The sequence below is a fragment of the Draconibacterium mangrovi genome (assembly GCF_010586825.1).
Classification (GTDB): Bacteria; Bacteroidota; Bacteroidia; order Bacteroidales; family Prolixibacteraceae; genus Draconibacterium; species Draconibacterium mangrovi.
In genome coordinates this window covers 53,439-72,503 of record NZ_JAAAGB010000001.1, presented here as the reverse complement: position 1 = coordinate 72,503, position 19,065 = coordinate 53,439, and the positions used below count along the sequence as shown (strand labels likewise).

Sequence of the window (19,065 nt, the reverse complement as noted above, 5' to 3'; positions counted from 1 at the left end):
AGTTCTATTCCTCTTCGGGAACAGGAAATTTCTCTTTAGCTTCTTCTTCCGAAATCAATCCTTCGGTAATGGTTTTTTCTACCGGCACAAAACCTTCGGGTATTTCTGATTCTTTTGGTTCGTATGGAAATACATCGACAATAGGGCTGATAGCCATTGATGTTGTGTGGTATGGAATTACCAGGTATTCCAGGCTTTCATCCAATCGGGCCAAAGCTTCTTTAATATTGTCGGCCATAATGAGGTAATGCGAGGTAATGCGTTTCTCCTTGCCGGCTTCCTCGTCGATTGTTACCAGGTGAATTGTTGCTTTAAACCACCATTCTCCATCATCGTAAGGAAATACCTCGGCAATTCGCGACTTGGTGATTGCATCGATAGCGAATTCACCACCTTTAACTAATTCCTGCATTTTGCCAATGATACGGGCTTCGGCATCGGTGTACGATACTGCATCTAACAGGAATTGTTCTTTCACCATTGTTTCGCTTCCACTTTCGGAAACCTTAAGGTATTTTACCTTAGCTGTGAACCATGTTTGTAGCATAGTATTATTGTTTATTTAGTTTTGTTTTTTCTGCTTGTGAAAAGTGTTGCAACTATTGAGCAACCAATCAGAACAAGTGTTATCCCTATGATTAATGGTACATTCATTACACTGCTGATTTGACTTCGTGTTCGGTGAGATACTTATCTATATTTGTGCGACGTATGAATATAGATTTGCCAATTTGAGAAAATGGAAGCGTACCATTGTTTGGTGTTCCTTTAGTGCGTAAAATATCCACTTGTCTGCGCGATAGTGACATATATTTAGCCGCTTCCTCGGGTGTTAACCATACTTTTGATTGTAGCGCCACTATATCAACAGGTGTTTTTTTGTCGTTTGCCATAATTAATGATATTAAAGTGCATTAACCTTATGCCATATATTGCGAAGCTGACTTTTCTCGGGATCTTGAACCTTTTTTCCTATTTCAGCAATCAGCTTTAATACTTCTTTCTTTTTGTCTTTTCGTGTGGATTTTTTTTTGGGTTCTACCGGAATAGTATCGGCAACATCCCAAAGGATAGCTTCTGATTTAGTAACCGGGCAGGTAATTCGCCCTTTTTCACGAATTGCGCCCATTTCCTTCAACTCAGTAAACCTTCCGCTTTGGTTGGTTTTTAAGCCAGTTTTCAGAAATACCTGTGATGCGGTTAATGGTCCGAACTGATACAAGCAGGTATAAACCTCCATTCGCCGGCCGGTAATCAAACCATTGGCTTTAATGGAGTTATAAGCTTTTATGGATGTATCGCGTTGCATTACTGAACTCGGGTAACAATAATTACTTCATTTTTGCGGTCGAGGTGAGTTTTAAACTTTACATCGATGTTTAGAGCCACAACCTGACAGCAAGAGCGAACCGATGAGTGTTTTTTTATCGGAAAAGAGGCGGTCCCGTTGATTGATAATTTTCGCAATGTGGGACTAATTGGAACTTTTTGTTGATTGTCTGCGTAAGATGTCATATCTTTATTTACTTATTTATCTATAAAGTTTGTTAGAAAACAACTATGTTGCAATTCTACAAACTAATTTGTAAACAAACAAATTAAAAAGTAATTAATTTTCAACAAAGATGACAAGTATCAAATTAATTATTGATCGGTTGATGCAGGAAACAGGACTTCGAATACATCCAATAGAGATTAAAATAGGCGCCAGCAAAGGTGTTTTGAGCCGCGCTTATAACAATGACACTGATGTTCAGTCGAAGTGGATTATTAAAATTGTAGAGGTGTTTGAAGATGTAGATGCAAATTGGTTATTCAGGGGAGTTGAAAAGAAAACACAAAAAGTTGAAGAATATCAACAAATGGGTGATTTTTCAAACGAGCCCCAAGGATGGTATGGAAAAGAGGTAGAACATTTGAGAAGAATAATAGAAGAAAAGGATAAGCGACTTGAAGAAAAGGAACGAACCATAAATTTATTGATGAAAAATTAAACTAAACGATGAGCAATAAGAGTAATCGAAATATTATAGCCGCAATAATACTGGCAATAGGATTAATAACATCGTCGGTAATTTATGCCTATTCAACAAGGTATGAGGTTATTGAAAGCGGTTTTGCAATTGTTGATAAATGGACCGGAATAATCAGGCCAGTTGATACGGAGTAATGTTAACCATCAAGTAAATTATTATGAAGAAAATTACTATATCATTTTATTTTCTTGTTGTTATCTTGTTTGTAGGATGTGCAACAGCTAAACGAATTAATTCCCTGTCTCCGGGAATGACAAAAGAAAGTGTTATAAGTGCAATGGGTGAACCAAATAGCTCAAGTGTTACAGGTAATACCGAGTATTTGCATTATAAACTATCAGAGACGAGTGATGATGCTTTATATGGTTTTTATACCGACTACTACGTGAAGGTTGTTAATGGCAAGGTAGACAGTTATGGTCGTTTAGGTGATTTTAATACGACCAAAGATCCAACGGTTAATATTAATACAACCAGCAAGACCGAACAAATTACCAATACAGATAAAATGTATGATGAGTTAAACAAGCTAAGGCAATTGCTGGATAACGGGACAATCACGCAATCAGAATTTAATAAAAAGAAGCAAGAAATTTTAGATCGTTATTAATTAAGCAATGAATAGAAATGATCGACTATTTGAATTCTTAAAATCAATTGGCGAAAGTCAGGTAGATTACGGAAAGACTGTAAAAGCTTCGCGCCAGCAGGTAAGTAATTGGAAAGCCGGAAAGCCAATACCTGATAAATATATGGTTAAAACAATTGAGAACTATCCTGATATTGATGCGCGATGGTTGATTACAGGTAAAAGCAGCGCCGGTGATTATGGTATTGAGGTATTAAAAGATAAGATATTGAATTTAACAGAACAATTACTGGCCGAGAAGGAACGTGTAATTGATCTTCAAGCTAAATTAATACCGCAGGAATGATTTATACAAAATGGCACTAACTTTAGTCTAAGCCCCGTAAAAATCGATAATATTTACACTTTTTGGCACTATTATTTAATAGCATTTAATACTTTTCTGTTGGCATTATCAACCTTTGAAATGTCTCTTTCAATATAAATACTGGTAATTTTATGAGCCGACTGGTGCCCGAGCGCTGCGGCAATGGTATCTTCGGGTATATTTAACTTATGGGCTATTGTTGCCCACGAGTGCCGCGAATAGTAAGTAGATAAGGGCTCTTGTATCTTTACTGATTTTGCGGCTGCCTTTAACTTCTTGTTAATCTCCTTTTTTATCGAATCGTAGTTTTGGTATCGTTCGGCTAAACAGATGAGGTATTTTTTACCTGAAAGCTTTTTAATAAGGCGCTTGGCTTCCGGCTCCAGTTTAATAGAGTATTCGGTACCAGTTTTCATTCGTGTGTATTCTAACCGGCCTCTTTTAACGGATGATTTCTTTAAATAAGTAAGATCCTTCAGATTTATTCCGATAAGGTAAAATTGAAGCATAAAAACGTCTCTGGCAAGATGAGGCACACCATAAAGCTCTGCATCTTTGAATGTTTTTATCTGACCGGCAGTAATATTTCTTTTCCTCGTTTTTGCCTTCGGTATTTTAAAGCGCCGAAAAGGATATAATTCAAGACCTATAACATCATCATCGATAGCAGCGTTAAAAACAGCTCTTATGTTTCGAAGATGAATAGCTGTGCCATTTGTGGATTTATCGTGCCACGATGTAAAATCACGCAGGAATCTTGCATTAACATCTGAAAAGGATAATCGGGAAGAATTAAAGTTTTGTAGAATTTTATAGGTTCGTTTGTAAATGGTTGCTGTGCTCTCGCCTTTAGTGGTAATGTAATACTCGAAATAGGTGTAAAAATCGTACTTCTCTTTTATTTTAGATGATTGGTACTTTGCTTTTATTTGAGCAGCACTGAGGGCGTTTATTTCGCCGGTAGTAGATAGTTTGTTTATAAACGTATAAAGATCGCTTAGTTTGGTTGCGAGTTGAGTATTTTGAAATGACGGGTTATCAATTCCAGGAGCTCCCTTTTTAATTAGCTTAACAGGGTCCCAATATTCCTCGGGTAATTTAATTTCTGTTGAAATATGGGCATGAGTAGACCTGTTTCCGATAACAAAAACAAGCGGGTAAGAGTTATTTTTCTCATCTTTTGACTTGTAATTTTTGTTTAGTTTGAGTTTTACTGTTGCCATATTGTGACGTTTTTGTGACGTTTTTTATTAAAAACAGTTAAATATAGTTCCGTGATATTCTATAAGAGCAAAGATAAGAATAAAAGATTTATATACTAAAAAACCCTGCCAAACCTTAGTTTTAGCAGGGTAATTAAGTGTTTTTGAATCTGTCGGGATGACAGGATTTGAACCTGCGACCCCTGGTCCCCCAGACCAGTACGCTAACCGGACTGCGCCACATCCCGAATCAGGATTGCAAAAGTAAGTTTAGAAATTATTATTACAAAACTTTTTCTTTCTTTAATCTACTATTTTATTGAACACATAGAATTCAGCTATCATTACTTCATTATTATCGATTGAATTTATGACAATCAATGAGGTATGTTTTGTATTTTTGTGCAACTAAAAATTTAAATGATGTTTAAACCACTTGATATTAACGATAACAACGAGAATAAAAACATTGAACCAACTGACGTTGAAAAGGTAAAATGTTTGATTATTGGATCGGGCCCTGCAGGTTACACTGCTGCAATTTATGCTGCACGCGCTAACCTGAGTCCGGTAATGTACGAAGGATTACAACCGGGAGGTCAGTTAACAACAACCACCGAAGTTGAGAACTATCCGGGTTATCCGGAAGGTGTTACCGGCCCGGTAATGATGGAAGATCTGAAAAAGCAGGCCGAACGTTTTGGTACCGATGTACGTTGGGGAATGGCAACGAAAGTTGATTTCTCGGGCGATATTCATAAAGTGTGGATCGACGGCTCGAAATTGATCGAAGCCGAAACGGTGATTATTGCAACCGGTGCAACAGCAAAATACCTTGGACTGGAAGACGAAAAGAAATATGCCGGAGGTGGAGTTTCTGCCTGTGCAACCTGCGACGGATTTTTCTACAGAGGGAAAGATGTGGCCGTTGTTGGTGGTGGCGATACTGCTGCTGAGGAAGCTATGTACCTGGCCGGTCTGTGTAACAAAGTATACCTGATTGTACGTCGTGATGTGCTTCGTGCATCACGAGTGATGGCCGAGCGCGTGAAAAAAACACCAAACGTAGAAATACTTTGGAAACACCAAACAAAAGGATTGGTTGGCGACAATGGTGTGGTTGAAGGTGCAACATTGGTTAAAAACCATGGAGAAGAAGGGGAAGAGGAAGTTAATATTAAAATTGACGGATTCTTTTTGGCCATCGGTCACAAGCCAAACTCTGATATTTTTGCTGAATACCTTGATACCGACAATGTAGGTTATATTTTAACCCAACCGGGAACATCAAAAACAAAAGTTCCCGGAGTATTTGCCTGCGGCGATGTGCAAGACTCGCAATATCGTCAGGCGGTTACTGCTGCCGGATCGGGTTGTATGGCTGCAATTGATGCAGAGCGATACCTGTCGGAAAAACATTCGTAAAAGAAAGACACTTCGTAATAACAAAAAAGCAGGATGAGAAATCATCCTGCTTTTTTGTATCTCTAATCTGTTAATTCCTAATTTAAACTGTAAAGTACCGAGAAGAAATGCATAATACTTCCGGCCAAAACAAAAAGGTGCCAAATACCATGGCCGTATTTTAAGCCTCGCCAAGCGTAAAAAATAACACCGATTGAATAACAGGCTCCACCAACAAACAAAAAGGCAATGCTTGACGCAGGCAGATTTCTGACAATGGGGCCAATGGCCAATAAAAACATCCAGCCCATGGCCAGATAAATGCCAACCATTAATTTCCGGAAACGGGTTAAGTAAATCGAGCGGATTACCATTCCGGTAATTGCCAATCCCCATATTATTCCAAAAAGAGTCCAGCCCAAAGCACCACGAATGGTGGTGAGCACAAAAGGCGTGTAGGTGCCTGCAATTAATAAAAATATGGCGGCATGATCGAACCGAACAAACAGGTTCTTCAATTTTTCGCGGGTGAAACTGTGGTAAAGTGTCGATGATAAATAGAGCAATACTAAACTGCTTCCGAAAATACTAAAACTTACCACATGCCAGGCATTGCCTTTTATAGCTGCAAATACAACCAAAAGTACAAGCGCAGCAATGCTTAGCAAAGTCCCTATTCCATGTGTGATACTATTAAATATCTCCTCTCCAAGTGATAATGTTCGGTATCCGGCTTCAACCTTTTTTTTCATAAACGTTGCTTTTCGAATAAAACTTAATTCTGTTCGAAATTACTCAAAAAAATTATTGTTTGAATACAATATGTCTATTCCAAATAAATAATAATAATAACGTTTTGTTTGCCAGATGGTTATTGGTGTCGTTTTTCCGGTATTTAGAATTGCAAAGAAACTATTTTGGCCCAATCAACTCAATAAAAGTTCCATCGGGATCCTGAACCAGCAGGAAAAAACGGTTTTCACCGAGTTCTGATGGTTTGCCACTCAAAACTTTAACTCCATGTTTTTCAATCCGGTCTAAAACAGGTTGCAGGTGATTCACCATTAAAGTGATGTACTGCATTCCGGTGTCATCGCTCATAAATTTCTGTTTCGGGTGTTTGGCTTTTGTTCCCAAACTCATCAGTTTCCATTCGCTGGCTTCTTCGCTGTTTTCCAGTTTAAGAATGGTAACATCCAACTGGTAACTGTCGGTTAATCCCAACTCGGTACATTGTTCTTTAGAAACCGAAAATTCACCGGTTTTTACCATGCCAATAACATTGGTGTAAAAATCGATTGATTTTTCGAGGTCTTCAACAACAACACCAACGCCAATTGCTGATTTGCTAAAATTGTTTTGGGCCATGGCAAAAAATGCAAAAAGAACCAGGGTAAGAGAGAAAAGACTTTTTTTCATCGTTTTAGATTTAATTGATTTTTAGTAACCGTAAATTTAATAGAATTAAAGGAAAGACAATAAATGATTTGGCGAGAAATAAACTTCGTTTATCTTTATAAAAAGAACAAAAATGAAACTACCTGTTGTAAATAACACCAACCTGGAAAACCTGATGGACAAGGCTGAAATAGTTCAGCAAACGGCCGAGCAGATTATGAAGGATTTTGGAATGTTTGGTGTGGAGATCACTTTTTCGGGCGACACAGATAATGCTTACCACGAATTGCACCAGCAATTAATTGATCAGATAACAGGTTTGGTTGAAACCAACTACGATTTGTTGTTATCGGTGCTTTATCAGGTGGATATTACCAACCGCGAAATCGTTCAGGCAGAGCATGATTTGCCTCATTATTCGCATATCGAAATTATTGCCCACCAGGTTATCGCCCGCGATTTGAAAAAGGTTTTGCTACGCCGTTATTTCAAAATGAAAGACCAGGAGGGGGAAATAGAAAAAGGAATCGACAAGACATAAAAAAAGCGCCTTACGACGCTTTCCTTCATATTTTAAGTACTGCTATTGTCCGAACACATACCTGATATTAAAACCAAAGTCTCCGGCATGAAAGTCGGTATCTTCAATAATCTCCAGTGCAGGCCGGTAGTCGACTCCCAGGGCTATTGGTATTGAATTAAAATGATATTCGAGTCCGATTTCGAAAGCTGCTCCGAGGTTAAACTCATCATCATCATTACCAATATCAAAAACTCCAAGGTATGGACCAACACCCATGTACCAGTTAAAAGCCTCTCCTGATAACGGTCTGTAAAAGAAGTCCCACAACAGATCAACACCAAATCCATTTCCAAAAGAAACATCACCATGAATACGGCTAAACTGCCCTGTACTAAAAATACCATCGATAGCAACATTTCCTCCGGAAATATCACCAAATCGAACTCCAAGTTCCTGTGCATTTGATGAAACTACACCACCAATTACTATAGCCAAAACAGCTATAAATTTTACCATTGTTTTTTTCATAATTTTGAATTTAATAATCATGTGTTTATGAATTCTAAGTTGAGAAGTTACGGAAAAATTACATGTTTTGTTTAATACAAAACAAAAAAAATGCAAAAAAATGTATTTGAATGATCGGTTAGAATTTTAATTTATTGCGGACGCGCAATCATTATTCCGGAAACTGAAGCCCGGTTTACCAAATATTCATACAGTGTTTGTTCCGATAGAATTACTTTCTCAGCTTTTGATGATGCATGCATAAAATAAAGCTCATTATCTTTAAAAACAGCAATTCCAACATGAGTTATATCCAGTCCGTCAACAGTTGATGTGATGCCAAAAATATCACCATTTTTAATCTGATGTTTTAGCGTTTCCAGTTTTTCGGTAGGGATGTAGTACAGTTGGGTTTTTGTTAATTCCTGCTCTTGCTTGTGCAGGGCTTCAATAAATACTGCATTGTTTTTTAATGGTTTGTAGCTGGTGGGGTGTAGGCTCATAAAATTAATCGTTTTATCAAATTCGGTATTACCAATCGATTGCGAAACTGATTTTACCGTGCCCTTCTTGTCGTTATCCAAAATCCAGTCGCTGAAATAGTGTAATCGCGAAGGGTAACTGTTTATCTCTCCTTCGCGATAACGGATGAGTTGCAACTCGTTTTTAAAATGTTTAAACGAGGGTTTTCGTGTTTTGGCAGTTCGTGCCAACGCCAGGCAATTTTCGGCATATGTAGTACAATCCAGTTCGCGCAAATTAACGATTAATTGTTCGGGCTCCGTTTCTAAAGTGTGGGCCACGTATGGTGTGTTCATCAGTAATTTTCCGGCTTCAACAACAAGTTCTGGTGTCGGTTTTTCGCTGTGCTGTTTCAATTCATTAAGAATGTGGTTACAAATCTCCTCATCAGGATTATTGGTACTTTGCTGGGCAAAAAGCATTGTAAAGCCAAAAAGCAGGGCACCGGCTAACAGAAAAATTTTCTTCTTCATTCCAGATACATTTTTTTGATGCTAAAAATTAAAGGTATTATTTTTTTGTAAAAATGTTAATTCAGCCGTTGTGCAACATATTTCTATAATAGCTCAATAAGGCGAAGTCCGAACCAAATGGTTAACAAAACCATCGCAAAAGCAAAGAACGAATAAAAAATTATTCGCAGTTTACGATTGTATTTGTTTTTTCCTTGACCCATCTTGTAATTATAAGTTGTCATCTGTTCAGTTGATATACGATAAAAAGAATTTGAAGTTTGAATTAATAAAAAAAATGGCAATCAAATTGAAATTGGTAAAAAAAACCGGTACTTTTAGAAGTAGTACTTTTAATCAACTTCATGAAAAAATTAATGCTGTTGTTCTTGTTTATTAACTCCTTTGCAGGTTTGAGCTTTGGCCAGATGTATTTGGCCGATGTTGAGTTCGACAAAGTGGGCTGCGAACAAGTTGAGCATTTCGTGCAGATCCAGATTAAAAACAATACCGAAACTTTTTCGGATGTAAAACCATCGTTGGAACCAACAGCCAGCACCGTTGGTTTTCGTTTTCACGAACGCGAATATGTTATAAAAGACAGCCTGCCCAAAGTGTGGTCGTTTTACGTGCATACCAATCCATCGATTGCCTGGAATGCGTCGCGGTTTTCATTTGCAATGTTGTTTTCGAAAAGTAATAATGAGATGATCTATCCGAACGGACACGTGGATGGAATTGATCCGGGACAGGTAATTTATTTAAACCTGAATGTTTTGAAAGTTAAAAAGCTAGCCACCGCATTTGAGATTACAACTGTTGACGACAAAAAGAAAGTAATTGAATTTAGCTACGTGGAGGATAATATTACACATGGAAAGCAGCAATTAACTTTTACAAAAATGCGAAAAGGATACACAAAAATTACACATCGTACTTATTTTAAAAGTGAGTCTGTTTTGCGCGACCACTTCTTGTACCCTTATTTTCATACCCGCCTTACCAATACCTACCACCGAAACATGAAACATTTACTTAAGGCGTCGGAGAATTAGCATCTTCCTGCCCCGATATCGAGTTATCCCACGCTGCTTGTAAGTTCTCCCGCGATTAAAGTCACTTTTCCTTGGTCCGGCGGCCGTTCTCCCATAAAAATAAGGCGTTCTCCCACGGTTTTTTGCTGTTCTCCCGGGGTCTTGGATGGTTCTCCCACGTTTGGACGTAGTTCTCCCATACATTTATCCGGTTCTCCCGTGGGAGATTTTACAAAATGTCAGGGAATAGTGTTTTTTATATATGAAAATTTACTTTTTGTATGGGAGAGGTGCCCCTGTAAACCATTAGAAGCATCGGTTAGGTAAGCAAATTATTGTAAATGGAGTAATTCTCTTCATCAAACACGCAAAATATCACCGTATCAAGTTCGTGATCATTCGCCAAAAAGTCTTTTACCGTTTGTGTTGCAATTTGTGCAGCCTCGTGTTTCGGGTAGCCGTAAATACCCGTGCTGATGTTGGGAAAAGCAATGTATTTTACACCGTTTTGCAGCGCCACTTCCAAACTTCTGCGGTAGCATGAAGCCAGTTTCTCGGCTTCGTTGTATCGGCCTCCGTTATAAACCGGACCAACGGTATGAATCACATATTTTGCCGGAAGATTGTATCCCTTTGTAATTTTTGCATCGCCGGTTTCGCAGCCGTTAAGCTGGCGGCATTCGTTTAAAAGTTCGGGGCCGGCTGCCCGGTGAATGGCACCGTCGACTCCGCCACCACCCAGCAACGATTTGTTGGCAGCATTTACAATGGCATCAACCTCAAGTTGGGTAATATCGCCCCGGTGTAATTGAATTGTACTCATAACTTTGGCTTTTAAATCTAATAATTCCCCAGTCTTTGCCATGGGGCCGCTTTTTCTCCCCCGTTGATGGTAGATGTCATCGGGCAACTAACGGATGACAGAGGGGTGAACTAAAGAAAATTCGGTTTTCTGCTATTTTGCGGCAATTAAGTTGGCGTATTTCCCTTTGGCTCTGCCTGGAATAGTCAACTTCAGGAATTTTCTTTATCCAAGATACAAAGTTTTCAATTACATCGGGGCAAACCGTATTAATCATCAACCAAATCTTCAATGTTCTCGTCCGATTCTGGAACGAGCATTTCTGTTGATTTGGCACGAACATCGTCGAAATTAAGCTTTTTACGGGCAGCTTTAACTACCATCCCAATTACAAATTTTATGGCAATATGTTCGGCCATTTCCGGGAGGTAGGGTATGTCAATTTTATCGTTGGCAAGACGTGTTAAACGTCGCACCAAACGTTTGGCTTCCTTTTTTGAAATACCATGATCCGAGCTGCGGATGAGGTCGTAAAATTCGTTGGGTAAATGGTCGTATAAAAAGGTGTCGATTTTAAAGATCACTTTTACGAGGATTTTTTCTTCGCCGGTTTCATTAATAAAAGGGACATCAATTTTTTCGTTTAAGCGAATGGCAAGATCTTTAACTTCTGCTTCTGTCATTTTATTACGCTTTTTGGGTTCTGCGTAAAAATCGTCCAGAAGTAAAACAAATTCTTCCGGAGTAAGATCGGCTACTTTTGTTGTCATAATTTTTTGGATTTAATGATGAGTAAAATGTGTAATGTATAGTTATGCCTGGAATAATGATTCCAGGAGATCGCGGGTTTCGTTGTTGTAAACGCCGTTTATTTCCAGTTCCGGTTTGCGTGTTTGCAGCTCTTTTACGCCGTTTTCGGTTTTTGGACCAAAATCACCGTCGGAAGTTCCCACGTTAATATTCAGTAGTTTTAGTGCATCCTGCAAGGCAACCACAGCCGCGCCTTTACTGCCTTTTTGCAGTAAAGGATCGGGGATAATGAGTTGCTGCTGTGCCGCCAATCGCTGATACGACAAAACGGTATTTATGCGGTAAGCCGAAACCGATACGCGGTTGCCCTGGTTGCCGCCCAAACAGTAAACACGCTTTTTGTCGGTAGAAACACCCAGGAAAAAACCAACATGCCCTTTCCACGATTCGGGACTTTCGCGCCAGAAAACCACCACATCGCCCGGCTCGGGATTTATGGTTTTTACTCCCACATTGAGCCACGAACGCGCATTGGGTTTTTTCGAATATTCCAGGCCGGCTTTCATGGCCACCCAGTTTACAAAATTGCTGCACCACGGAATCTCGTCGGTGGTAACGCCTGCAATGCCTGCTTCTTCGGCATATTTTAAAACTTCAGGGTTATGTTCCGAGCCAACAATTTCTTCGGTGCCCAACTCGGCAAACGCTATTTTTAATAAATCTTCCATACCAATTTGCATTAAGGGTTAATACTTAGGAAACGTTTCGGATTGACACTGGCAATGGTGTCGAAATCATCGCCAAATGCTGTTTTGAAATCGTTGAAATATTGTTCCATGCTCGGCCCAAAAAACTGGGTGAGGTAATAATCGGAGCCATAAAGAATTTTCGATTTTTCGTAGCCGGAAAGTTTATCGTAGAAGCTGGTTTTAAAAGTGCTAAGTGTTTCGCGGATGCTGAAAACCATTTCCTGAGTGGTTGGCGATTCAATAACCGTTCCTTCCGAAAAACAGGAGAGGTCGGTATAAGCATTCGGGTATTTCGGGTTCTTAATGATATCGAAAATGGCCTTTGCCCAGTTGTCGATAAAGCCGGTTCGGTAAAGTGCATTCCACACTTTGGCACGTTCGGCAATGGTAAGGTCTTCGCGCAGAATTCGCTTTTTACGTTTTAAAGTGTAGGCCGCACGAATAATTTCCTTGTCTTTGTTCGACAGCGACATGATAGCATCTTCAAATTCTTCTTCGTCTACCCGTTTTTGCTCTTCCGGGAAATTGTAATTTATGTAGTCCATAATCTGGCCACTGCCACCGAAATGCGCAAAATTAATGGTCAGGTCAGGATACTTTTTCATTACCAGTTCCCACAATTTTGGGTGGTTTAATTTTTTCGCCCGCTCGGCAATGGCTTTGTGCACTTTGCGGCTAAAAAAGCGGTAGTCGAAAACAAGTGGCTTTTTAGGTTTTATGGTGTTTCCGTTAATAAGTACATCGCCGCGCACTTTAAGCACCGACGACAAACAGGCAAATCCGCTGTTTGAATTGTGCACCGTAATCGGAATATTGTGCTCCTGGCATAAGGCATAAACTCCGGGAGCGTTGCGGGTGCCCATTAACACCGGATCGGTAGGAGAGAAACCTGCCGGAGCATACAGTTTTACACCGGCAAAGCGACCATCTTCGGCAACAATCTTCTCTTTTAGCTTGTCAACCAGGTTGACGTTGCCTTTGTATTCACGGCGCGGATCAACACTAAAAAAAGGTTTTATTGTTTCGTATTTACCTGCCAGGTACTCCAAATCTGCAATTTGCTGGGCATAGTTGGCATTGTCGAAAATTTCCACTTCCTCATCCGATTTCCGATCGAAACTGTCTTCAAATTGTTTTACATGGTCTCTGATTTTGTCGAAAGCTTCGGCCAGTTCTTCGCTCTGTAGTTTCCGGTTTACCCGCATTTTAATAAAAGGCAGTGCCACCGACAGCAGCCAGAAAATACGTTTTATGCGCTTGCGGTAACGTTTATTCTGGTTCTCGTCGTCGTCGTTATCATCGGCATAAGTCAGGTCGAACATTAAAGGAGTAGTAACCACATTTCCCTGGTACACTTTGTCGAGCGCTTCAAACACATCTTCGCTCGATGGTTGCGTAACTTCTTCCAGTGTGCGGTTAATACCGTCAATTTTAAATCTCAGTTCGGCCGATGTAACTCCTTTGTCCACCAGGTCTTTAATGGCAAGTAGCGATTGAACCACATTTACAAGCTTGCGTATAATCACGTCTTTGTTAAAAATGTGGCAGTGAATGTCGTAGTAAGTTGTCATAATTATGGGTTTAAAAATATTAAGCTTTGTTTAGGCTATAGCAATATCGAAGCCGCGGTTTCATAAGAAACCGTATCTAAGAATATAAGCCTCGAATTGTTTTTCATGCGTCATTGGTTTGTGTTTGCAATCTCCGGGTCACAACTTTAGAGTTTGTAAATTAATTGGATATACAAGTTATGAAATGAGCAGAAAAATAACAACTAATTGGTATGGATATATTTAGGTAGTGCATTAAAAATAAAAAAGTCACTATCGTTTACTGATAGTGACTTCTTTATTGTATGTATCGGCGAATTTGCTTTAACAAAAACAAAACAGTGCTGCAGCCAGAGCAGCTCCTGCAATTGGTCCAAGGATTGGAACCCATGCATAAGCCCAGTCAGAACTTCCTTTGTTCGGAGCTTTTAACAAACTATGGATGATACGTGGTCCCAAATCGCGGGCAGGGTTAATGGCGTAACCTGTTGGGCCGCCAAGACTTAAGCCTATTGCCGTTACCAAAAGTGCAACAGGAAGCGCTCCAATTGAACCTAAACCAACTTCAACAGTTTGCAGCTGTTGGGTTTCAAACTTAATATCGGTGATATAAAAGATCACAAAAATGAGTACAAAAGTTCCGATAAGTTCGGTGATAAAATTGTTCTTATAATTTCTGATGGCCGGCGATGTGGCAAAAACACCTAAAAATCCGTCTTTATCGGTGTTGGCCTTAAAATGATCGCGATAAGTTAACCAAACCAATATGGCCCCGAGCATAGCGCCTATTATTTCGCCGGCAATATATACCGGAACTTTATCCCACGGGAATATTCCGCCCAATGCGAGGCCAAGTGTTACTGCAGGATTTAAGTGCGCTCCGCTAATGGGGCCGGCAACTATTACTGCCATCATTACGGCGAGTCCCCAGCCCAGTGAAATTACGATCCATCCGCCGTTGTGACCTTTGGTATTTTTTAGAACTACATTTGCCACAACTCCATCTCCAAGGAGAATCAGTATCATTGTGGCAATTATTTCCGCTACAAATTCATTCATTTCAGTTACAGGTTTATTTTAATATTCTTATTCGTTTAGTTTAAAGTAAATTGGTTTTACAGGTAATAACCTTTGGCAATTTCGGTAAATTCTTCAACTTGCTGGTTAATCCAGTCAGTATCTTTGTTTAGCTCGTTTGCCATTATTTGTGCTACTTTGGGCGCCATTTCTTCGGCTGCACGTGCATCGAGATATAAAGCTCTTACCCGGCGTGCCAGCACATCATCAAGAGTCATTGCCATTTCTTTTTTGCAAGCCCAGATAACCTCGGCAACTGTAAACTCAAGCCGTTCATGCAGTCTTTCTCCCAATTCCGGATCGTTTTCAATCATCTCTTTAATTTCTTTTGCTTCCGATCCGTACACATAAAAATGATCGTTATGATCAATGTTTTTTGTATAGCCATGGATTGCCAGATTTTCGGTTTGGCAGGGGCGTTCAGGTAAGCCGGCCAAAATAACTGCATTGTGTAGGGTGTCTTCACCCATTTTGCGATAGGTTGTCCATTTTCCGCCGGTTATAGTAATTAGTCCCGATAAGCTCATGATAACTTTATGGCTGCGGGAAATTTCCTTTGTTTGTTTGTCTTCTCCTTCGGGGGCAGCGAGTGGTCGTAGTCCGGCAAAAATACTTCTTACATCGCTTCTTTTAGGAGGGCGTGTAAGGTAGCGTTTGGCAGTATTTAATATAAACTCAATTTCTTCTTCCAGTGCTCTTGGTTCAAGACTGGCATTTTCAATCATGGTGTCGGTAGTGCCAACTACTACTTTCCCGCGCCAAGGAACGGCAAAAAGCACCCGCCCGTCATCGGTTTTGGGGATCATTATGGCATGGTCGCCTTTCAGAAAATCATGATCGAGAACAAGATGAATTCCCTGGCTGGGTACAACTTTTTTTGGGGTGCCGGGTTCATCCATTTGTAAAATTTCGTCGGTAAAAACTCCGGTTGCGTTTACCACTGCTTTGGCTCTTATGTCAAATTCATCGCCATCAATAACATCTTTAGCTTTTACCCCGCAAATCATTCCTTCTTTATCTTTTAGCAGACCAATAACTTTGGTATAATTTACGGCCACTCCGTCATAATCAATAATGGTTTGCGCAAGGTTTATCGAGAGTCTGGCATCATCAAATTGTCCGTCGTGGTATATCACACCACCTGTTAAGCCTTCTTCTTTCAGGGTGGGTAAAGCTTCCAGTGTTTCTTCCTTTGTGAGGTGCACTGAAGGCCCCAGCCCCAGTTTCCCGGCCATCATGTCGTAAACTTTTAAGCCAATGGTGTAAAGTGGTCCTCCCCACCATTCGTAGTTGGGAATAATAAATGACTGGTTTTTTACCAGGTGAGGCGCATTTTGCCGCATTAATCCCCTTTCGCGAAGGGCTTCCAAAACCAGCGAGATGTCCCCCTGTGCCAAATAACGCACACCGCCGTGCACCAGTTTGGTGCTTCGGCTCGAGGTTCCTTTGGCAAAATCGACACCTTCAAGCAGCAGTGTTTTGTATTTTCGTGTAGCAGATTCAAGCGCTACTCCCAGTCCTGAAGCGCCACCGCCAATTACAACAATATCCCATTCAATATCGGCCTTGGCTTTCCGTAGTTGTTTGTGTCTTTTCATAAATTTCAGGCTTAGTAAGTAGTTTATTCATCATCATCATCGTCAATCCATTCCTTGGCTTTTGTGAGTGCTTTTTGCCATTTGCGTATGGATTTATCCATCACCTCTTTCGAGATTTGAGGCGTAAAAGTTTTGTCTTTTTCCCATTGCGATTGCAAATCATTGAGATCGTGCCAGTAACCAACTGCCAAACCTGCCAGATAAGCAGCTCCCAGAGCAGTGGTTTCCAGTTGACGGGGACGGATTACCGGCGATTGCAGTGTCTCCGACTGAAATTGTAACAGCAGGTTGTTTGCTGCCGCGCCACCATCAACACGAAGTTCTTTAATTTCAATGCCCGAGTCGGCCTCCATTGCTTTCAGCACATCCATCACCTGAAAGGCAATTCCTTCTAATGTGGCTCGTGCAAAATGCCCGTTCGATGTTCCCCTGGTTATGCCAACCACAATACCACGGGCGTACTGGTCCCAGTGTGGAGCTCCAAGTCCGGTTAATGCCGGAACAAAATAAACACCACCATTATCTTCAACCGAAAGCGCCAGCGCTTCAATTTCCGGTGCACTGTCTATCAGGCCCAGTTGATCGCGAAGCCACTGAACGGCAGCCCCTGCAATAAAAATGCTTCCTTCCAGAGCATACGATACTTTTCCGTTTATCTTCCAGGCAATGGTAGTTACCAGGTTGTTTTCCGATAGGATGGCTTTTTCGCCGGTATTAAGCAGCATAAAACAACCCGTTCCGTAGGTATTTTTAGCCATTCCGGGGTGTATGCATTGCTGGCCAAACAATGCTGCCTGCTGGTCGCCGGCAATACCGGCAATTGGTATTTCGTGTGCAAATATTGTTGTTTTGGTGTATCCCACTATTTCGCTTGATGCACAAACTTCGGGAAGCATACTTTCCGGAATATCAAAAAGTTCCAGCAGCTCTTTATCCCAACAGCAATCGTTTATATTGTACAGCAATGTTCTGCTGGCATTTGTAATATCAGTAACGTGTTTGTCGCCGCGGGTAAGTTTCCAGATTAACCACGAATCAACGGTGCCAAACGCCAATTTTCCTTCGTTTGCTTTTTCTCTTGCACCTTTAACATTTTCAAGAATCCATTGCACTTTAGTACCCGAAAAATAAGCATCAATTACCAATCCTGTTTTAGCGCGAATCAATTTCTGATATCCCTTTTCTTTTAATGCATCGCAATATTTGGCTGTTCGCCGATCTTGCCAAACAATGGCATTGTAAACCGGTTCGCCGGTTTCTTTGTCCCAAACAATGGTTGTTTCGCGTTGGTTTGTTATACCAATTGCTGCAATATTTTTTCCGTTAATTCCAATTCTTGTAATGGCCTCGGCTGCAACTGCTGCCTGCGACGACCAAATTTCGTTGGGATCATGTTCTACCCACCCCGGTTTCGGAAATATCTGTTCAAACTCTTTGTGGGCAACCGATTTTATCGCTCCATGCTGATCGAAAACAATAGCGCGCGAACTGGTTGTGCCCTGGTCAAACGCAAGTATGTATTTATTCATAAGGTTTATGGTTTAAAGTTTTTAATTCTTAGTAATGAGTTACCGATCATCTCAAAACAGGCATTCACAAGTTCTATTTATTCATTGCCTTTATTGGTAATCCTGTTTTATTATTGGTCATAAATTTTGTTTCAGAAAATTTCCAACTAATGTATAAACAGATACATAGTAATACAAGGTAAGTAGTGAAATGGAATACTGTTTTAAAGCATGTGCGCTTATTGGCGGGAAATAGGAGAGGTTACAGCGTTTGGGGAATTTGCATGTATTTCTGGAAATTGTCGGTAACGCTGCTATCAGTCATTAAACTTAACCGGAGCAAAAAACTCAGGGCGATGATAATCCGGATTTTCCGTGTTAACAGCATTCCAGGTTACAAAATGCGGATCAGAAGTTTCATCGCCACACTTGTAGAAATTGGCTGTTGCTTCCAAGCCGTTTAAAGTTTGCACTTTATCAAAAGCAAAACACTGCGTAGGAATACAGATCATCATTTCCCACGAGAAATCTCCCGACTTTTCAGCAAAAGGTTGGTCGCCAAGACTCGATTCAATATCGATCTGTTTTACAACTTCGGGCAAAATGGGGGTGCGGTTTCCACGTCCCGGGCCATAACCCACATGAGGCGTGCCAATACAGTTAAACTCAAAATTGTAATAATTCTTTCCGTCAACCGAAATAAAAAACTCAACCGTACTGTCTTTGTAAACATCGCCGTTTATTTCGGTTTCCTGCGCCAGAATATTTTTCTCGCGAACGTAAAATCTTAACCATATTTCGTTTCCGGTGTGAGCAATCCTGAATTTAAGCTCCGGTTTATATGGAAAGGCTTTTTCCCAATTCAGAATGTCAATTGCTTCAGTTTTAGTGTTTTTTTCCAAAAGCAAAGCTGCTTCCTGTATTGATAGCGAAGTTGTTGTATCGATTTTTGTAACGGTAAGATTTTTCATGCTGTAAGTTTTATGTCCGTAAAGAT

At 40.3% G+C, this 19,065-nt stretch carries 23 protein-coding genes and 1 tRNA gene; 7 read left to right on the top strand and 17 right to left on the bottom strand.

Translation table 11 applies throughout. From position 1 onward, the window contains the following. Positions 1–4 precede the first annotated feature (4 nt). The 3 genes from G4420_RS00345 to G4420_RS00335 all read right to left on the bottom strand — a co-directional run bounded on the left by G4420_RS00345 (position 5) and on the right by G4420_RS00335 (position 1,309). Positions 5–547, bottom strand: coding sequence for a DUF4494 domain-containing protein (locus G4420_RS00345; protein WP_163321646.1), 543 nt, complete (start codon positions 545–547; stop codon positions 5–7). 106 nt (positions 548–653) lie between these two features. After that, complete coding sequence (locus G4420_RS00340; RefSeq protein WP_163321645.1) at positions 654–893, bottom strand: helix-turn-helix domain-containing protein; 240 nt, start codon at positions 891–893, stop codon at positions 654–656. An 11-nt stretch (positions 894–904) separates the two neighbouring features. Then, entirely contained in the window at positions 905–1,309 is a 405-nt protein-coding gene (locus G4420_RS00335; RefSeq protein ID WP_163321644.1) for a hypothetical protein, read from the bottom strand. A 316-nt stretch (positions 1,310–1,625) separates the two neighbouring features. Between G4420_RS00335 and G4420_RS00330 the strand changes: the two genes are divergently transcribed. The 4 genes from G4420_RS00330 to G4420_RS00315 are packed head-to-tail and all read left to right on the top strand — an operon-like array spanning position 1,626 to position 2,971. Then, positions 1,626–1,994: a hypothetical protein gene (locus G4420_RS00330; protein WP_163321643.1), complete on the top strand. Its 369-nt coding sequence runs from the start codon at positions 1,626–1,628 to the stop codon at positions 1,992–1,994. A gap of 8 nt (positions 1,995–2,002) precedes the next feature. Continuing rightward, positions 2,003–2,170 (top strand): hypothetical protein, encoded by a 168-nt coding sequence (locus tag G4420_RS00325; RefSeq protein WP_163321642.1) that lies wholly within the window; start codon positions 2,003–2,005, stop codon positions 2,168–2,170. Between the two features lie 23 nt (positions 2,171–2,193). Next, the gene (locus G4420_RS00320) at positions 2,194–2,646 is read left to right on the top strand and encodes an SHOCT domain-containing protein (protein WP_163321641.1); all 453 of its coding nucleotides are present in this window, start codon (positions 2,194–2,196) and stop codon (positions 2,644–2,646) included. A 7-nt stretch (positions 2,647–2,653) separates the two neighbouring features. After that, positions 2,654–2,971 (top strand): hypothetical protein, encoded by a 318-nt coding sequence (locus G4420_RS00315; protein ID WP_163321640.1) that lies wholly within the window; start codon positions 2,654–2,656, stop codon positions 2,969–2,971. A 71-nt stretch (positions 2,972–3,042) separates the two neighbouring features. Here the strand turns inward: G4420_RS00315 and G4420_RS00310 are convergent, their stop codons facing one another. Both G4420_RS00310 and G4420_RS00305 read right to left on the bottom strand, forming a co-directional pair. Beyond that, a complete protein-coding gene (locus tag G4420_RS00310; RefSeq protein ID WP_163321639.1) occupies positions 3,043–4,215 on the bottom strand; it encodes a tyrosine-type recombinase/integrase in 1,173 nt (390 codons plus the stop codon). 152 nt (positions 4,216–4,367) lie between these two features. Beyond that, positions 4,368–4,442, bottom strand: a tRNA-Pro gene (locus tag G4420_RS00305). Positions 4,443–4,617: 175 nt separating this feature from the next. On the opposite strand from G4420_RS00305, the gene trxB reads away from it, so the two are divergent. Beyond that, the gene (gene trxB, locus G4420_RS00300) at positions 4,618–5,619 is read left to right on the top strand and encodes a thioredoxin-disulfide reductase (RefSeq protein WP_246241501.1); all 1,002 of its coding nucleotides are present in this window, start codon (positions 4,618–4,620) and stop codon (positions 5,617–5,619) included. Between the two features lie 77 nt (positions 5,620–5,696). Here trxB and trhA read toward each other — a convergent pair whose 3' ends face one another. Beyond that, positions 5,697–6,350: a PAQR family membrane homeostasis protein TrhA gene (trhA, locus tag G4420_RS00295; protein ID WP_163321638.1), complete on the bottom strand. Its 654-nt coding sequence runs from the start codon at positions 6,348–6,350 to the stop codon at positions 5,697–5,699. Positions 6,351–6,510: 160 nt separating this feature from the next. Then, positions 6,511–7,017, bottom strand: coding sequence for a VOC family protein (locus G4420_RS00290; protein ID WP_163321637.1), 507 nt, complete (start codon positions 7,015–7,017; stop codon positions 6,511–6,513). A 112-nt stretch (positions 7,018–7,129) separates the two neighbouring features. Between G4420_RS00290 and G4420_RS00285 the strand changes: the two genes are divergently transcribed. Beyond that, complete coding sequence (locus G4420_RS00285) at positions 7,130–7,537, top strand: hypothetical protein (protein ID WP_163321636.1); 408 nt, start codon at positions 7,130–7,132, stop codon at positions 7,535–7,537. Positions 7,538–7,579: 42 nt separating this feature from the next. Here the strand turns inward: G4420_RS00285 and G4420_RS00280 are convergent, their stop codons facing one another. Further along, complete coding sequence (locus tag G4420_RS00280; protein ID WP_163321635.1) at positions 7,580–8,047, bottom strand: outer membrane insertion C- signal; 468 nt, start codon at positions 8,045–8,047, stop codon at positions 7,580–7,582. 131 nt (positions 8,048–8,178) lie between these two features. Continuing rightward, positions 8,179–9,021 carry an N-acetylmuramoyl-L-alanine amidase-like domain-containing protein gene (locus G4420_RS00275; protein ID WP_163321634.1) on the bottom strand — a complete coding sequence of 281 codons (843 nt, stop codon included), beginning with the start codon at positions 9,019–9,021 and terminating at the stop codon, positions 8,179–8,181. Between the two features lie 344 nt (positions 9,022–9,365). Here G4420_RS00275 and G4420_RS00270 point away from each other — a divergent pair, with 344 nt between their 5' ends. Continuing rightward, entirely contained in the window at positions 9,366–10,055 is a 690-nt protein-coding gene (locus G4420_RS00270) for a hypothetical protein (RefSeq protein WP_163321633.1), read from the top strand. A 298-nt stretch (positions 10,056–10,353) separates the two neighbouring features. Here the strand turns inward: G4420_RS00270 and G4420_RS00265 are convergent, their stop codons facing one another. The 8 genes from G4420_RS00265 to G4420_RS00230 form a co-directional block, all read right to left on the bottom strand. Continuing rightward, positions 10,354–10,857 carry an O-acetyl-ADP-ribose deacetylase gene (locus tag G4420_RS00265; protein ID WP_163321632.1) on the bottom strand — a complete coding sequence of 168 codons (504 nt, stop codon included), beginning with the start codon at positions 10,855–10,857 and terminating at the stop codon, positions 10,354–10,356. A gap of 248 nt (positions 10,858–11,105) precedes the next feature. Further along, positions 11,106–11,606, bottom strand: coding sequence for a hypothetical protein (locus tag G4420_RS00260; protein ID WP_163321631.1), 501 nt, complete (start codon positions 11,604–11,606; stop codon positions 11,106–11,108). 42 nt (positions 11,607–11,648) lie between these two features. Next, complete coding sequence (locus G4420_RS00255) at positions 11,649–12,314, bottom strand: C40 family peptidase (protein WP_163321630.1); 666 nt, start codon at positions 12,312–12,314, stop codon at positions 11,649–11,651. A gap of 11 nt (positions 12,315–12,325) precedes the next feature. Beyond that, positions 12,326–13,906, bottom strand: coding sequence for an amidohydrolase family protein (locus tag G4420_RS00250; RefSeq protein WP_163321629.1), 1,581 nt, complete (start codon positions 13,904–13,906; stop codon positions 12,326–12,328). A 303-nt stretch (positions 13,907–14,209) separates the two neighbouring features. Further along, complete coding sequence (locus G4420_RS00245; RefSeq protein WP_163321628.1) at positions 14,210–14,944, bottom strand: MIP/aquaporin family protein; 735 nt, start codon at positions 14,942–14,944, stop codon at positions 14,210–14,212. Positions 14,945–15,000: 56 nt separating this feature from the next. After that, positions 15,001–16,560: a glycerol-3-phosphate dehydrogenase/oxidase gene (locus tag G4420_RS00240; RefSeq protein ID WP_163321627.1), complete on the bottom strand. Its 1,560-nt coding sequence runs from the start codon at positions 16,558–16,560 to the stop codon at positions 15,001–15,003. Positions 16,561–16,583: 23 nt separating this feature from the next. After that, positions 16,584–18,089 carry a glycerol kinase GlpK gene (glpK, locus tag G4420_RS00235; protein WP_163321626.1) on the bottom strand — a complete coding sequence of 502 codons (1,506 nt, stop codon included), beginning with the start codon at positions 18,087–18,089 and terminating at the stop codon, positions 16,584–16,586. Positions 18,090–18,385: 296 nt separating this feature from the next. Then, a complete protein-coding gene (locus G4420_RS00230; protein ID WP_163321625.1) occupies positions 18,386–19,039 on the bottom strand; it encodes a carbohydrate-binding family 9-like protein in 654 nt (217 codons plus the stop codon). Between the last annotated feature and the right edge of the window lie 26 nt (positions 19,040–19,065).